The following is a 15,190-nucleotide window of genomic DNA, read 5'->3' as shown; positions in this document are numbered from 1 at the left end:
GAGCCACAGGAGGGTAAACCCGGGATTTTCCCCGATCCGCGCCCGCCCCGGGCACGCTGGGGCATCCGGGCACTGCGGCACCGCCGCCGCAACGGGCCCTGAGGCCTCGCGCGGCCGCTCAGGCCGGGCGTACGGCCGTCGCGCGTCGCCAGCCCAGCCAGCCCAGCAGGGCGCTCAACAGCGCCAGCGCCCAGGGCGCATCCACCGGAATGGCCACCGCTGCGTCCGCACCGCCCAGGGCCGGCACAAACGGGTCGCGCACCGCACCGACGGCGGGGTCGCCATCGCCCACCCCGTTGTCGGTGATGGAGTAGGTCACGGTGCGCCGGTCTGGGCTGAGCGTGGCACCGCTCCAGGCAAACCAGCTGCTGGCAGCGCCGGGCGTTGCAGGCCCGAACTTCCAGAACGCCACGCCTGTCGGCAGCGGCTCCGGGTACGTGATGGCAATGGTGACGCTGCCCGTACAGCCCACGGAACGGAACTGAAAGCCGCCATGGGGCGCGCTGCGACCACCCGGCAAGGGCGCAGGGGACATGAAGCGGGTATCCGCGCTCACCAGGGTGCAGGTGGCGCCCCCACCGCTGAGCAAGACGTTGGCAAAGCCGCTCATGCCGGGCACGGCGCTGACCACGCCCAATTGCTGGCTGACCTGGAAGCTCCGCGTGACCTGCAGGGCGGGCAAAAAGCTGGCGTTGCCCGCCTGGTCGGCCTGGATGGTGCAAGTGCCCGCCGTCAGAAAAGTGAGCGCACCGCCCGAGGTGATGCTGCACACCGCCGGGGTAGACGAGGTGAAGCTCACCACAAGGCCCGAGCTGGCAGAGGCGGTCAGCGTGGGCGTTGCATTGAAGAACTGCGACGAGGGGGGGTTGAACGTGATGGTCTGCGCACTGCGGGGCGTTGTCGGGGCTGAGGCTGCCGACGCGGGGCCTGTGCCCGCTCCGTTGGTCGCCGTGACGGTGAAGGTGTATGTCTGCCCATTGGTCAGTCCGGACACTCGAATGGGCCATGTCGTACCGGAAGCAGCAATCCCCCCCGGACTGGAGGTGACGGTGTAGTTGGTGATGGGGTCGCCACCACTGCTGGCCGGGACTGCAAACGCGACGAAGGCTTCGCCATCGCCGGCGGTGGCCACCACCGCGGTGGGCGCCCCCGGCGGAACCGGCTGCACAGCGAAGGTGTGCGAAACCCGAGGCGCAGCGCTGTAACTGCTGTTCCCCGGTTGGTCGGCATGGATGGTGCAGTTGCCGGTGGCGACAAAACTCAGCAGCCCCCCGGTGGTGATGGTGCAGACGCCCGCCGACCCCGTGCTGAAGCTCACTGGCAAGCCCGAACTGGCTGTCGCCACCAGCGTGGGGGCGCTGCCGAAACTCTGTGGACCGGGCGCGGCGAAGCTGATGCTCTGCGACGCCAGTGGATAGGCGAACTGCGTGGCGCTGCCCGTGGCACTGGTGCCGCCAGCAGTGGTCACGGTGACGTCCACCGTGCCCACACCTGCGGGGGCCGTGGCCGTGATCTGCGTATCGCTGTCCACAGTGGCTGTCGCCGTGGTCGCGCCGAACCGCACGACCGTCCCCGCTGGATACCCGGAGGCTGTGAAGCCGCTGCCCGTGATCACGACCGTGCTGCCGCCCGCCCCCCCAACGGGCGATAGTCCGCTCACGACCGGCCGCGGGGCAATGCCAAGATCGTCGATGGCAAAAAACCAATCGTGGCTGGAAGTAAAACTCACCCGGTCGACGTCGGTGAGCCCGAGGTCGTAACTCACCAGTTGCGGGGACACGACCGTGAGCGGGAGCGTCACGGTCCGCACCAACACGCCCTCGCGAAAGCCCTGCACCGTCATGCTGGTATTGGCGGGGCTGGGGTTGTAGATGCGCACGCCACTCACACCAAAGCGGTCTCCGGACGTCGCGGCGCGAAAGAACGCCACCGAGGGGGTGCTTGCCCCTCCGTTCTCAGGCAGCGCAAAGCCGCCACGGCCCGCGCAGTTGGTGCATGAGGTGTAGGTGTCGGCCTTGCCGTACACCCAGCCCTGGCCATCGACCGCGGCCGCCCCATCAAATGCGATACCAGCCAGTGCTCCGATCAGGCCCAGCTCAGGGTCGCCGGAGCCGAAATCCACCGAGCCGGGGGTGACAGCCGCCTGTGCGGGCAGTGCGATGGCCAGACAGGCGGCCAGCCACCCAAGACCCAGTCCGCCCCACTGCGACCGCCACGCAACACGATGCCAGCCTTGGCCGCACCAAGCGCTCATACGCAAAAGATGGAAAGCCAGACGGGCCATGACCTGCTCACCCCGCCACAGGGAAGCTGCCGTGCAGGCTGATGCAGAAGTTCAGCGCCAGGCAAGGCTGGGTGTTGTTGTGCATGTGCCCGCCGCCCACGGCCGGGGCCAGCGCGGCCATGGCCATGGGGGTGTCGGGTGTGGCCTGCGCGTAGGTGGGCACAGGGGTAGGCCTGGAGCCGGTCGAGCCGCCTTGTGCCAGCACCGCGCCAACGGGCGAGGACGTTGTGGCGGGCCCGCCTTGGGCCCAGAGCGCATGCTCGTGCGCGGGCAGGTGCTGCGGCAACAGCACCTCCGAGGGCAGACCTGGCGCTGCGCCGAGGTGGCGCGGGCTCAGGTCTGGCCCCTGGCCAACGCCCATGGGCGCCCGGCCCTGCAGGTCGGGCAGCGCAAACTGAACCCGCCCATCGCCCCCAAAGGCTGTACCGATCAGTTGGAACAATGCCGTGTTTTGCGCAACCGGCATCAGTTGCCCGCGGCAAAACGCCCATTGCTGCGGTGCGTAGTCAAAGGCAAACACGCGGATTTCGCCCAGGAAAGAATCGGACATCCAGAAACTCCGGCAAAGGTCAGGCAGGGGCTTGCAAGCCCTGGAGCGCCATGCACCAGCTCAGGACCAGCGACGGCTGCATGTTGGAATGGGGCTGCGACGCGCCGAGGACTTCCACGGAACCGGCGGACATCAGAGCCCCCTGGGGCGTGCCATACACCGGCGTTGCAGGCTGCGCCATGGCAGCGCCTGCGGGCACATGGGTGGCGGCCGCCACACCGGCCCCGAGAAGCGCATGGCTGTGAGACGGCACCTGCGCCTCGGTCAGGGCCACCGCCTCTGCACCGGCAGCAGTGCCGATCTTCAAGCTCATGCCGCCCATCACCTGCCCGAAACCCACCGGTACGCGGCCGCGCAGGTCGGGTATCGCAAAGCGCTGCACGCCGTCGCCGCCGTAGCGGGTGCCCAGCAGCTGGAACAGGGCGGTGTGCTGGGCAATCGGCAGCAGACGTCCGTCGCAAGGCGCCCACCCCTGCGGAATGCGCTGAAACGGAAACACGCGAATCTCGCCAAGATAGGCTTCCATGGACAGGTCTCCTCTTACTGCAGCTGGGGTACAGGCCCGTCCACGCACATGATGAAGCCGAGCACCAGCGAGGGCATGACGTTGTTGTGGCGCTCGCCGCCCGGGTTGGCTTGCACTGTTCCGCGCGCCAGGGCCTGGGCGTTGCGGGACTCTGTGGCATAGAGATTGAAGCCAGCCACCACGGCGGGCAGCAGCCCGCGCGGTGCAGCGCTGACGGCCACCCCGCCCGCATACAAGGCATGGCTGTGGGGCGGCATCTGCTCCACCGTCAGCGCCACCTGCTCGTCGCCCAGCATCTGGCCCATGGCACGGGGGCTCAGCCCCGGTGCCTCTCCCTGCCCAATGGGCAGGCGCCCCCGCAGGTCAGGCAGCGCAAAGGTCTGCTGCCCGTCGCCGCCGTAGGTGGAGCCGATCAGATCAAACAGCGCACGGTTGGGCGCAATCGGCAGCACACGGCCATCGCAGGGCGCCCAGCCCGCAGGAATGATGGTGCTGGCGATCAGGCGAATGTCGCCCAGGAATGCTTCGCTCATGTCAGCCCATCCTTTGTCCAGCAGAAGGCAGACCACGGGGCCTGCGGTCGCGCCTCGCGAAAGCGCGAAGCGCACCCCGCAGCAGACCCGCGTTCCCGGCCTGCCTTGTGGGGCCCGATGCCGTGTCCGGAGCGTCAGCACCCACATGCAGACGCGGAATACGCGCATGCAGAACAGAGGAGGCTCGCCCCACAGCGCCGGGCAGAGAAGACGGGGGTTCAGCGACACAACAGGCAGGCTTTGTCATAGCCGCTACCTTATGAGTCTCGTGGGCTGGTGCACATCCCGCGAACGCGTGACTCAGTGCCAGAGCATCATCACCTGCGGCCCGCGCCGCCTGCGGCTACAACCGACGGCTCCGTGGAGTCGATAGCCCCCGCTGGAGTCGCGGGGCAAAGCCGCATCGCCCAACGGCAACGCGCTCAGCGTGCACGGAGCACGGTCGCTCTGCGCAAGCCCATCCAACCCAGCAGCACACTGAGTCCCACCAATGCCCAGGGCGCATCCACTGGGATGGCCGCGACCGCGTCTGCGCCTGCAAGCGCTGGAACGAAGGGATCGCTGATCGCCCCCACGGCCGAATCGGCGTCTCCCACACCGTTGTCCGTGATGGTGTAGCTCACCGTGCGCCGGTCAGAACTGAGCGTCGCGCCAGTCCATGCGAACCAGCTGCTGGCAGCCCCTGGGCTGGCAGGCCCCCATTTCCAGAACGCCACACCCACCGGCAGCGGATCCGGATAGGACAGCGTCAGCGTCACGCTCCCCAAACACCCGGCGGCGCGGAACTCAAACCCCCCGTGTGGTGCAGCACGCCCCCCAGGCAAGGACGCCGGGGTCATGAAACGCGCGCCTCCCGCCACCAGGGTGCAGGCGGCACCACCGCCGCTGAGCGTGGCGGTCCCGGCTCCCGCCATTCCTGGGACGCTGCCGCTGACCGCGAGCAATCCGGCGACAACAAAGCTGCGTGTGACCTGCGGAGCTGCCAGATACTCGGCATTGCCGGCCTGGTCGGCATGGATGGAGCAGGTACCAGCCGTGTGAAAGGTGAGTACGCCTGCGCCGGTAATGGTGCACACGCTGGGGGTCTCGGAACTGAACGTGACGGGCAGACCCGCGTCCGAGGCCGCTGTCAGAGTGGGATTGGTGCCGAAGTTCTGTGGGCCGGGATTGGCGAAACTGATGTCTTGCGTGCTCTTGGGTGTTACGGCATTCGAGGCCGAAGATGCCGGCCCATCGCCCGCATCGTTCCGAGCGCTCACGGTGAACGTGTAGGTCACTCCATTCGTCAGGCCACTGAGAACCACCGGGGATTGCGTACCGCTCACCGGCGGTACGTGCAGCGGACTGGGCGTGACGGTGTAGTGTGTGATGGAGGCACCACCAGAGCTGACTGGCGGCGCGAACGACACAGAGACCTGGTTGCTCCCAGCCACGGCCATGACCGCGGTGGGCTCCCTGGGCACCACCGCCATGACTTCAAAGGAACGCGACACCCGAGGCGCAGGCAAGAAGCTTGAGTCGCCCGACTGATCGGCGTTGATGGTGCAGGTGCCAGCCCGGTTGAAATTGAGCCGTCCGTACGCCGTGACGCTGCACACGACAGTCGTCGACGAGGTGAAGGTGACTGTCAGACCGGACGTCGACGACACGCCGAGGGAAATGTCCGGGTTTGCCCCGAAGGTTTGTGTCACGGGCTGCGGGAACGTAATGGTCTGCGGGGCTGCGGGAATCACGCTGTTCGACGCCGCAGAGGCGGGGCCTGCGCCCTCAGAATTGATCGCACGGACGGTCAAGGTGTAGGCCAGGCCGTTGGTCAAACCCACGACAGTGAGGGGTGAGCTGGGGCCGGTTTGCGTGGCACCGCCGGGGTTCGCTGTGACGATGTAACCGATGATGGCGGCTCCGCCATCGCTTGCGGGAGGTGTAAAGCTGACGGTGGCCTCGGCATCCCCAGCCGTGGCCAGGCCGATGGCGGGCGCACCTGGCGGGTTCAGCAACGCCACCGCGTGCGACGTGCCAGTGCTGTAAGCAAATGGCCCACTGTTCCCTGCAGCATCTGCGATGTTGGTGAACGCCCTGAGGTTGAGCTTGATGGTGCCGCTGCCCGAGATGGCGCTCACCGTCACCGTCACGCTCGAACCTGAAGCAGCCGACACGGCCGTGATCGTCCCGCTGGCAGAACCTGTGGTGGCCACCATGAAGTCGTCTGTCGAGATGTGGGTCACAGACTCGCTGAAATTGACCGAGAAATCGACGCTGGTGTCGGTGGGCGTTGCACCGCCCATGGGCGCTGTGCTGGTGACAGCCGGATACACGCCGTCGATCATGAGGTTTCGATTGGCGCTCAGCGAGCCAGCACTCCCCGGCGATGGCAGGGTCACAATCGCGTCGTTGTTGGCTGCGTCTCGTATGCTGCCCCCATTCAGCGAAAGCGACTGGCTCGCCACATAGTCCAAATCTGCAGCGGCATCGCCCGGCTGCACGGTGTAGTCGAAGGTGAGGGTGGATGTCCCGCTCCCGCCGGAGTAGTTCACCACACGGTCTACTGCGCCGGTTTCCAGCGTGAGTTGGGGCACACCGCTCACGATGACCGTTTCGTCAAAACTCACCGAGATGCTGATCACGTCGCCGATCTTGTAGAGGCCATTCGCCGCTGCAGAACCGACGCCCACCAGAGCGGGAGCCACAGTGTCTGGGGGTACCGCTGGCCCCACCAAGATATCGTCAATCGCCAGGCTGATATCCGTCGAGCCGTTTTGGTGTGAGATCCTTAACTCGTCCAGAAACTGCCAAGCCGGGCCGCTGACCGTGAGCACCATGCCACGCGTGGCCCCGTTTTGAGGAAACGAGAAATCAAGGCTCGCCCCCGCCACCTCGGCCCCGTCGCGATATCCCTTCAGGCGGTAACCCTGAGCGCCCGCGGAGCGGTTATCCACCGCGATCGAAGTCAGGGAAAACTTCTCGCCACTGGCGGACTTCACCACCGCTGCGGCAATCCCTGGGCCTCCGGGGGTGTAACCGTCCAGCAACACCGCCTTGTCCGATACGTCGTTCGCCAGGAGGGTGTCAGACGATTGGTTGGTTACATGCACCGTAGAGTTGGGATCGATCCCCTCACTGGCAGCCAGGACGAACAGGGTCCAATCACCCAGCGTGCGACTGGCGCCAGGGTCGCCCACGCTGCGCGCCCCATCGGGCAAGAAGGTGGCATCGAAGGTCTCACTGATGACCGCGGCGGCCCTGCCTGGCAGAGCAGACAGCGCCATCAGGACCACCAGGCTCAAGACCAGGCGTGGGCACAAGCGCGGCAGGCGAAGGGTGTTGACGAAACACGACGAAGACCGAAAGCCAGAAAAAGTCAGACACATGGGCGAAAGAGGCATGAGATGCGCGTGGTGGAGGCTTGAATCACCGGATCAAGCCTCCCCAACAGCCGAGCGCGGTGTTTGCGTCGCCGGGATTCGCGAATCCGGCGCCCAACGTTCGTCGGTGCATGGTGCGGGGGACTTGGAGACGCCCGCGAACGTCCTGGGCAACGAGGCAACAGCCGATCAGCCTCTACCCTATCATGGTGGGTTGTCTTGCGCCCAAGCCTCCTGTGACCCAGCCTCGCAACCTCGACCACGCCGCTGCCGGAGCTGCCGACGGCGCCTATCTCGCCCGTGCCCTGCGCGAGCAGCGCATCAGCATCCGAGGTGCGCGCACGCACAACCTCAAGAACATCGACCTCGACATCCCGCGCAACCAGCTCGTGGTGATCACGGGGCTGTCGGGCTCGGGCAAGTCGAGCCTGGCGTTTGACACGCTGTACGCCGAGGGCCAGCGGCGCTATGTGGAGAGCCTGTCGGCCTATGCGCGGCAGTTTCTGGGGCGGCTGGACAAACCCGATGTGGACCTGATTGAAGGGCTGTCGCCCGCCATCAGCATCGAGCAGAAGGCCACCAGCCACAACCCCCGCTCCACTGTGGGCACGGTGACCGAAATCCACGACTACCTGCGCCTGCTGTACGCCCGCGCGGGCACACCCTACTGCCCAGATCATGGCCTGCCACTGGCCGCACAAACCGTGAGCCAGATGGTGGACGCCGTGATGGCGCTGCCCGAAGACACGCGCCTGATGGTGCTGGCCCCCGTGGCGCGCGGCCGCAAGGGCGAGTTTGCCGAGCTGTTTGCCGAGATGCAGGCACGCGGCTATGTGCGCTTTCGTGTCGACGGGCAGGTGCTCGAATACGAAGCGCTGCCCGCGCTCAAGAAGCAGGAGAAGCACGACATCGACGTGGTGATCGACCGCCTGAAAGTGCGGCAGGGGCTGCAGCAGCGCCTGGCCGAAAGCTTTGAGGCCGCGCTGCGCGTGGGAGCCGAGGCCACGGGCGCCGACGGCCATGGCCGCGTGCTCGCGCTGGAGATGGACACCGGCACCGAGCACCTGTTCAGCAGCCGCTTTGCCTGCCCGGTGTGCAGCTATTCGCTGGGCGAGCTGGAGCCGCGGCTGTTCTCCTTCAACTCGCCCCAGGGCGCGTGCCCGGCCTGCGACGGCATCGGCCAGCAAGAGGTGTTTGATGCGGCACGCGTGGTGGCCTTTCCGTCGCTGAGCCTGGCCAGCGGTGCCATCAAGGGCTGGGACCGGCGCAACGGCTACTACTTCGCCATGATCGAAAGCCTGGCGGCGCATTACGGCTTCGACGTGGAGGCACCGTTCGAGTCGCTGCCGGAACGCGCGCAGCACGTGCTGCTGCACGGCTCGGGCACCGAAGAGATCGCGTTCCGCTACGTGCTCGACAGCGGGGCCTCCAAGGGCAAGGCCGTGGTCAAGCAGCACCCGTTTGAAGGCATCCTGCCCAACATGGCACGCCGCTACCGCGAAACCGATTCGGCCGTGGTGCGCGAAGACCTGGCCCGCTACCGCAGCACCCAGCCCTGCGGCGAATGCCACGGCACGCGCCTGCGGCGCGAGGCCCGCCATGTGAAGGTGGGCGAGGGCGCACAGGCCCGGGCGATCTATGAAATCAGCCACGCCACGCTGGCCGACGCGCAGGCCTGGTTTGGCGCGCTGCAGCTGGCCGGAGCCAAGGCCGAAATCGCAGGCAAGGTGGTGCACGAGATCGCCACGCGCCTGCGTTTTTTGAACGACGTGGGCCTGAACTACCTGAGCCTGGACCGCAGCGCCGAGACGCTGTCGGGCGGCGAGGCCCAGCGCATCCGCCTCGCATCGCAGATCGGCTCGGGCCTCACGGGCGTGATGTACGTGCTCGATGAGCCCAGCATCGGGCTGCACCAGCGCGACAACGACCGGCTGATCGCCACGCTGCAGCACCTGCGCGACATTGGCAACAGCGTGATCGTGGTCGAGCACGACGAAGACATGATGCGCGCGGCCGACCACCTGATCGACATGGGCCCGGGCGCGGGCGTGCACGGCGGCCGCGTGATGGCGCAGGGCGACTACGCCGCGCTGCGCGACCACCCGGATTCGCCCACCGGCCAGTACCTCAGCGGCGCGCGCCGCATTGCCGTGCCTGCGCGCCGCACCCCCTGGCTGCCCGTGCGCGGCGACGACGCACCGCCAGCGCTGCCCGTGGCCGAGTCGCGTTTTCCGCAGACCGAGGCCAGCCGCCAGCGCGCCGAACGCAAGGCCCAGCGCCTGGCCGAGCACCGCGCCACGCAGGGCGCGCTGCAGGCGCTGCGTGTGGTGGGAGCCACGGGCAACAACCTCCGGCAGGTCACGGTCGAGATCCCCGTGGGCCTGCTCACCTGCGTGACGGGCGTGTCGGGCTCAGGCAAGAGCACGCTGGTCAACGACACGCTGCACAAGGCCGCGGCGCGCCACATCCACCGCGCGCACGAAGAGCCCGCGCCGCACGAGGCGCTCGAAGGCCTGGAGTATTTCGACAAGGTCATCAACGTGGACCAGTCGCCCATTGGCCGTACGCCGCGCAGCAACCCGGCCACCTACACCGGCCTGTTCACGCCGATCCGCGAGCTCATGGCCGAGACCAACACCGCCAAAGAGCGCGGCTACGGCCCGGGGCGCTTTTCGTTCAACGTGGCCGGCGGCCGCTGCGAAGCCTGCCAGGGCGACGGCGTGGTGAAGGTGGAGATGCACTTTCTGCCCGACGTGTACGTGCCCTGCGACATCTGCCACGGCCAGCGCTACAACCGCGAAACGCTGGAAGTGCAGTGGAAGGGCCGCAACATCGCGCAGGTGCTCGACATGACGGTGGAAGACGCCTACGCGTTCTTCCAGGACGTGCCCACCATCGCGCGCAAGCTGCAGACGCTGCTGGACGTGGGCCTGTCGTACCTGCGGCTCGGGCAGTCGGCCACCACGCTGTCGGGCGGAGAGGCGCAGCGCGTCAAGCTCGCGCAGGAGCTGTCCAAGCGCGACACCGGCCGCACGCTCTACATCCTGGACGAGCCCACCACGGGCCTGCACTTTGCCGACATCGATCTGCTGCTCAAGGTGCTGCACCAGTTGCGCGATGCGGGCAACACCATCGTGGTCATCGAGCACAACCTCGACGTGATCAAGACCGCCGACTGGATCATCGACATGGGCCCCGAAGGCGGCGCAGGCGGCGGCACGGTGGTGGCCCAGGGCACACCCGAGCAGGTGGCCGCGCACCCGGCCAGCCACACTGGCCGCTACCTGGAGCCCTACCTGCGCCGGGCCTGAGGGCGGGCCGCACGACAGCCGCCCGCGCCGGCGCGACAGGCGGGCCGACTACAGCGCGGGGCTTGCGGAATAATGGGTTCATCCCCCGCACCGCTCCGCCGCCGGAGCCCCTGCCCATGCACTCGATCACGCTGCGCTTTCTGGCCCAACAAAGCACGCTGCCCGTGTCGGGCCGCATCCACGGTGGCACGGTGCTGCGCTGGGTGGACGAAGCCGGCTTTGCCTGCGCCACCGCCTGGGCGCGGGGGGCGTGCGTGACGGCGCTCGTGGGCAGCGCCAACTTCGAGCAGCCCATCCACCTGGGCGACCTGGTCGAAGTGCAGGCCCAGCTGGCCTACACCGGCCAGAGCAGCATGAACCTCATTGTCGAGGTGCGCCGCCACCCCGTGACCGGCAGCGAGCCCGTGCGCGTCACGCGCTGCGTGGCCGTTTACACCGCGGTGGACGAGCAGGGCCAGCCCCGCGCCATCGACCGCTGGAGCCCCGAGACGCCCGGCGACATCGCCCTGGCCCAGCGCGTGCGCGCCCACATCGAAGCCGCGCGGGCCGCGCTGTGAACGCGCCCACCCCCGCAACCGGCCGCCCGGCCGGGCTGAGCGCCCGCGACCTGGCCGCCGCCCTGGTGGTGGTGGTGCTCTGGGGCCTGAACTTCGTCGCCATGAAGTGGGGGCTGCGCAGCTTCACGCCGTTCCAGCTGGGGGCGGCGCGCTACCTGTGCGCGGCCCTGCCGCTGGTGCTGCTGGTGCGCCCGCCGCGCGTGCCCTGGCAGGCCGTGGTGCTGTTCGGGCTGTTCCAGGGGCTGGGGCAATTCGGCTTTCTGTTCTGGGGCCTGCGCGTGGGCATGACGGCATCGCTGGCCAGCGTGCTGCTGCAAACCCAGGTGTTCTTCACCGCGCTGTGGGCCTTCGTGCTGCTGCGCGAGCGGCCAGGCGTGCCGCTGCGCATCGGCATGGGCCTGGCGGCGCTGGGCCTGGGCTGTTTTGCCATGGGGCAGATCGCCCCGGCGGGCGGTGCCGTGGCCACCACAGCCGCGGGCCTGCTGCTCACGCTGTGCGCGGCGGCCAGTTGGGCGGCTTCGAACGTGGTGGCGCGGCGCGCACAGCAGCAGGCTCCGGGTTACGACCCGCTGGCCTTCGTGGTCTGGAGCAGCGCCGTGCCCGTGCTGCCCTTTGTGCTGCTGGCCGGGTGGCTGGACCCGGACGCCGCCCGCTGGACGCAGGCCAGCACCTGGGCGGCCGTGCCCTGGCTGGGCTGGGCTTCGGTGGCCTACCTGGGCTGGGTGGCCACCATTGCGGGCTATGCGCTGTGGACGGGCCTGCTCACGCGCCACCCGGCCAACCGCGTGGCCCCGTTCAGCCTGGGTGTGCCCGTGGTGGGGCTGCTGGCCGGCATGGGGCTGCTGGGCGAGACGGTGTCGGCCTGGCAGTGGGCGGGCATTGGCTGGGTGGTGGCGGCGCTGCTGTGTGTCACGCTCGGGCCGCGATGGACAGGGTTTTGGGCCGCTCGTGCTGACAAATCAAGCACGAGCAGCTACTGATTTAATAGCAAGCAGCACCATACCGCCTGCGCGGGCCGCCGGGGCACGGAGTGTTCCAAGCGCGGGCCGATGACCCTGCGCACCGTCTCCGGGTCGGGCACCGGTTGCAGCGTGCGGCCTGGCTGCGGCGCATTGAGGCCCGCAGGCCGGTCGTCCGTGCTCTACGCGGTCGCCCGGTGCGAAGGCACATCAGGGTACACACGGGCCCATCAGCGCACGCCAAGGCGCAAAGCAGCGCACAAGGAGTCAACCGCGCGCACGCGGCCCCGCGCCGAAGCGCCGCGCGGCACAGGGGCCCGGCACCGCGCCGGGCGTGCCTTGCCGGTCTGGTCACCATGCCGCCTGCGCAAGCGCTGGCACTCTGCATGCGGCGGGACGCACAGCCACTCGCCACTCCACCGCCGCAGCGGCGGCTGGCGCTCAGGTGCCCAATTGGCGGTTCATGCTTATTCAACAAGCACGGGCAGCTACGAAATCAATAGCAAATGGAAGAGGCGGACTGGCTCAGGCCACGCCACGTGCCGCTTCGAGCAGCGCGCGCGTGCGCTCGGCCTCGGCGCGTGCGGCCTGGGCAAAGTCGTCGCCCGACGACGCGTACAGGATCGCGCGCGAGGAGTTCACAACGATCGGGCCGTCGGCACGCCAGCCAGCGCGCACCGTGGCCACCGCATCGCCGCCCTGCGCGCCCACGCCCGGAATCAACAGCGGCACCGTGGGCGCCAGGGCGCGCACGCGCTCGATCTCGGCCGGATAGGTGGCCCCCACCACTAGGCCGAGCTGGCCGTTGCGGTTCCACGGGCCCTGGGCCAATCGCGCCACATGCTCGTACAGCCGGGGCTGCCCGTCCACGCTGGCCAGGGTCTGGTTCTGCAGGTCGTCGCCGCCCGGGTTGGAGGTGCGGCACAGCAAAAACGCACCCTTGCCCGGGTATTCGAGGTAGGGCTGCACCGAATCAAAGCCCATGAAGGGCGAGAGCGTCACGGCGTCGGCCCCGTAGCGCTCAAAGGCCTCTTTGGCGTACTGCTCTGCGGTGGAGCCGATGTCACCGCGCTTGGCGTCCAGGATCACCGGCACCTGCGGCGCATGGGTGCGCATGTGCTGCATCAGGCGTTCGAGCTGGTCCTCGGCCCGGTGCGCGGCAAAGTAGGCGATCTGCGGCTTGAAGGCGCACACGAGGTCGGCGGTGGCATCGACGATGGCCGCACAGAAGTCGTAAATGCGGCGCGGATCGCCGCGCATGGCCCCCGGAAAACGGGAAGGCTCCGGGTCCAGCCCCACGCAGAGCATCGAGCGGTTCTGCGCCGTGGCTGCGCGCAACATGTCGAGGAACGTCATGGGGCGCCATTCTAGGCGCGCAGGGGCTGCGCCTCGCTTCGCCCCCCCTTGCGCGTGCTGCGCAGTGCCACGGCCATTACCACTACCAAGGGACACAGGCGCGGACACGGGCTCATCGGGCGGTGGGACCGCGGCCTCGCCCTGCACACCAGACCGCAGCAGGCTGCGCCGCGCAGCGGCGCTTGGCGCTGAGATCCGCCAGCCCAGCCAATGCGCCAATGCGCCAATGCGCCAGTGCGCCTGGGCACTGAGGCAGGCGGCGGCCCTGGCAATGTCAGAACGCCAGAAAGCACAAAGCCGTCGCACGCGACGGCTTTGGTCAGGCGTGGGCGGTGGTGTCACACGCCCGGGGCCAGGGGGTCAGCGCGGCACGGCCAGCAGGCGCTGTACGTCGCGGTCGTTCGGCAAGGCGTAGTCGTGGCCGCGCACAATACGGCTGTCTTCGGTGCGCACGAGCTTGAGGCTCACGTAGGTGAAGTTGGCCGCGGCCGAGTACGTGCCCACCAGCACCATCGACGCGTTCTGGCTGCGCGCGATGTCCTTGACTTCGCGGGACAGCAGCAACTCGCCCGCGCCTTCGCGCACGAACACGTCGCCACGCAGCTTGATCTCACGCACATTGAAGCCGGCCGCCGCCATGTGGCTGGCGTACTGCTCCGACAGCGTGCGGCCCAGCGGGGCCGAGCGGGACAGGTCGTTCACGTTGACCACAGTGGCCACCAGCACGGGGCCACCGCCCAGCACCGACTGGTCAAAACCTGCCACCAGCTTGGCCACTGCATCGCGGTTGGCGCTGATGAAGGGATTGCTCGCGGCTTCTTGGTAGGTGGGCTCGACGCGCACCGGCACATTGTTCGAGGCGCAACCCGTGAGCGCCAAGGCGCCAGCCAGCGCCGTCAGGACGAGGGTGGTTTTCATTGCGAGACAACCTTCATGGGAACGTTGCGGTACGTGGGGCGCATGAACAGCGGAGCGTCAGCGTTCTCCAGGTAGTACACGTCGGTCTTGCGGTCGATGTACTGGCCGCCACGCGTGACGGTGGTGGTCAGGATCAGCTCGGTGTTGGTGGGACCGCCGGAGTTGATGCTGGCGCCGTAGTCGGCGGCAGCGGTCAGGCCCAGCGTGGCCAGCAGTTGGACGTCCAGGTGCTCGTGGCGCAGGCCGTACGCAGCCATGAGGCCAGCCGCGATCATGGTGAACTGACCGGGGATGAAGTGCGGGCGTGCGCTGTTGTGGCGCACCACCTGGGTGTGGTAGGTCACATCCAGCGTCTGGCCGGGGTTCTGCTGCACGGCAGCGCCGTTTTGCACCAGCTGCGTGATCAGGAATTCGCGGAAGCCCAGGTCGAACTGGCTGGGGTTGGCCGGCAGCGCCACATGCAACTGCGTGCCCGGGGCCACACCGGCTTTCTCCAGCGTGGTCATGGTCTGCGCCACCACGTCGCGGGAGACCAGCTCCCAGTGACCGGCCGAGCGCACCTTGGGCTGGACCGTCAGTTCAAAGTTCTCGGCCAGCGGGATTGGCGCACGGTACGCACACCCGGCCAGGGTGGCCACGGCACCGGCCAGGACAGCCCATCTGATTGCTTTTGAAAACGCCATGATTCCCTCCTACACACTGGACAGGCGGAGGATGCACAAGGCGCGCGCGCTCCGCTCGACTGGAGCCGATTCTGGGCGGTTAGCTCAACAAAAACAAGAAAAAATTACGCTAAACGCGCCCCACAGCAGGCGGTTCGTTGTTTTTGTCCAC

At 68.1% G+C, this 15,190-nt stretch carries 11 protein-coding genes; 3 read left to right on the top strand and 8 right to left on the bottom strand.

Annotated elements, in window-relative coordinates; translation table 11 throughout:
- Positions 1–118: 118 nt before the first annotated feature.
- The 5 genes from ABD866_RS11185 to ABD866_RS11165 all read right to left on the bottom strand — a co-directional run bounded on the left by ABD866_RS11185 (position 119) and on the right by ABD866_RS11165 (position 7,276).
- The gene (locus ABD866_RS11185) at positions 119–2,254 is read right to left on the bottom strand and encodes a choice-of-anchor U domain-containing protein (protein WP_345064765.1); all 2,136 of its coding nucleotides are present in this window, start codon (positions 2,252–2,254) and stop codon (positions 119–121) included.
- A gap of 37 nt (positions 2,255–2,291) precedes the next feature.
- On the bottom strand, positions 2,292–2,834 hold the full coding sequence (locus ABD866_RS11180) for a phage tail protein (RefSeq protein WP_345064762.1): 543 nt from the start codon (positions 2,832–2,834) through the stop codon (positions 2,292–2,294).
- Positions 2,835–2,853: 19 nt separating this feature from the next.
- On the bottom strand, positions 2,854–3,360 hold the full coding sequence (locus ABD866_RS11175; protein WP_345064759.1) for a phage tail protein: 507 nt from the start codon (positions 3,358–3,360) through the stop codon (positions 2,854–2,856).
- Between the two features lie 14 nt (positions 3,361–3,374).
- The gene (locus ABD866_RS11170; RefSeq protein WP_345064756.1) at positions 3,375–3,893 is read right to left on the bottom strand and encodes a phage tail protein; all 519 of its coding nucleotides are present in this window, start codon (positions 3,891–3,893) and stop codon (positions 3,375–3,377) included.
- A gap of 422 nt (positions 3,894–4,315) precedes the next feature.
- On the bottom strand, positions 4,316–7,276 hold the full coding sequence (locus tag ABD866_RS11165; protein WP_345064754.1) for a fibronectin type III domain-containing protein: 2,961 nt from the start codon (positions 7,274–7,276) through the stop codon (positions 4,316–4,318).
- Positions 7,277–7,461: 185 nt separating this feature from the next.
- On the opposite strand from ABD866_RS11165, the gene uvrA reads away from it, so the two are divergent.
- The 3 genes from uvrA (at position 7,462) to ABD866_RS11150 (ending at position 12,103) form a co-directional block, all read left to right on the top strand.
- Entirely contained in the window at positions 7,462–10,566 is a 3,105-nt protein-coding gene (gene uvrA / locus ABD866_RS11160) for an excinuclease ABC subunit UvrA (protein WP_345064751.1), read from the top strand.
- Between the two features lie 116 nt (positions 10,567–10,682).
- Complete coding sequence (locus tag ABD866_RS11155) at positions 10,683–11,123, top strand: acyl-CoA thioesterase (RefSeq protein ID WP_345064749.1); 441 nt, start codon at positions 10,683–10,685, stop codon at positions 11,121–11,123.
- A complete protein-coding gene (locus ABD866_RS11150) occupies positions 11,120–12,103 on the top strand; it encodes an EamA family transporter (protein WP_345064746.1) in 984 nt (327 codons plus the stop codon). Before ABD866_RS11155 ends, ABD866_RS11150 begins: the two co-directional genes overlap by 4 nt.
- Positions 12,104–12,607: 504 nt before the next feature.
- On the opposite strand, the gene pyrF is transcribed toward ABD866_RS11150, so the two are convergent.
- The 3 genes from pyrF to ABD866_RS11135 form a co-directional block, all read right to left on the bottom strand.
- Entirely contained in the window at positions 12,608–13,438 is an 831-nt protein-coding gene (pyrF, locus tag ABD866_RS11145) for an orotidine-5'-phosphate decarboxylase (protein ID WP_345064744.1), read from the bottom strand.
- Between the two features lie 360 nt (positions 13,439–13,798).
- Positions 13,799–14,356 carry a FlgO family outer membrane protein gene (locus ABD866_RS11140; protein ID WP_345064741.1) on the bottom strand — a complete coding sequence of 186 codons (558 nt, stop codon included), beginning with the start codon at positions 14,354–14,356 and terminating at the stop codon, positions 13,799–13,801.
- Positions 14,353–15,039, bottom strand: coding sequence for a hypothetical protein (locus ABD866_RS11135; RefSeq protein ID WP_345064738.1), 687 nt, complete (start codon positions 15,037–15,039; stop codon positions 14,353–14,355). The genes ABD866_RS11140 and ABD866_RS11135 overlap by 4 nt, the downstream gene beginning before the upstream one ends.
- Between the last annotated feature and the right edge of the window lie 151 nt (positions 15,040–15,190).

The organism is Acidovorax lacteus, assembly GCF_039540375.1.
Classification (GTDB): domain Bacteria; phylum Pseudomonadota; class Gammaproteobacteria; order Burkholderiales; family Burkholderiaceae_C; genus Acidovorax_G; species Acidovorax_G lacteus.
The sequence above is the reverse complement of the archived record's forward strand: the minus strand, read 5'-3'. Positions and strand labels throughout refer to the sequence as shown.

Bases quoted from the DNA above. Each gene is read 5' to 3' on its own strand.
- uvrA (WP_345064751.1), top strand. From the start codon at position 7,462: ATGGTGGGTTGTCTTGCGCCCAAGCCTCCTGTGACCCAGCCTCGCAAC.
- ABD866_RS11175 (WP_345064759.1), bottom strand. From the start codon at position 3,360: ATGGAAGCCTATCTTGGCGAGATTCGCGTGTTTCCGTTTCAGCGCATT.
- pyrF (WP_345064744.1), bottom strand. From the start codon at position 13,438: ATGACGTTCCTCGACATGTTGCGCGCAGCCACGGCGCAGAACCGCTCG.
- ABD866_RS11155 (WP_345064749.1), top strand. From the start codon at position 10,683: ATGCACTCGATCACGCTGCGCTTTCTGGCCCAACAAAGCACGCTGCCC.
- ABD866_RS11140 (WP_345064741.1), bottom strand. From the start codon at position 14,356: ATGAAAACCACCCTCGTCCTGACGGCGCTGGCTGGCGCCTTGGCGCTC.
- ABD866_RS11170 (WP_345064756.1), bottom strand. From the start codon at position 3,893: ATGAGCGAAGCATTCCTGGGCGACATTCGCCTGATCGCCAGCACCATC.
- ABD866_RS11165 (WP_345064754.1), bottom strand. From the start codon at position 7,276: ATGCCTCTTTCGCCCATGTGTCTGACTTTTTCTGGCTTTCGGTCTTCG.
- ABD866_RS11180 (WP_345064762.1), bottom strand. From the start codon at position 2,834: ATGTCCGATTCTTTCCTGGGCGAAATCCGCGTGTTTGCCTTTGACTAC.
- ABD866_RS11185 (WP_345064765.1), bottom strand. From the start codon at position 2,254: ATGAGCGCTTGGTGCGGCCAAGGCTGGCATCGTGTTGCGTGGCGGTCG.
- ABD866_RS11135 (WP_345064738.1), bottom strand. From the start codon at position 15,039: ATGGCGTTTTCAAAAGCAATCAGATGGGCTGTCCTGGCCGGTGCCGTG.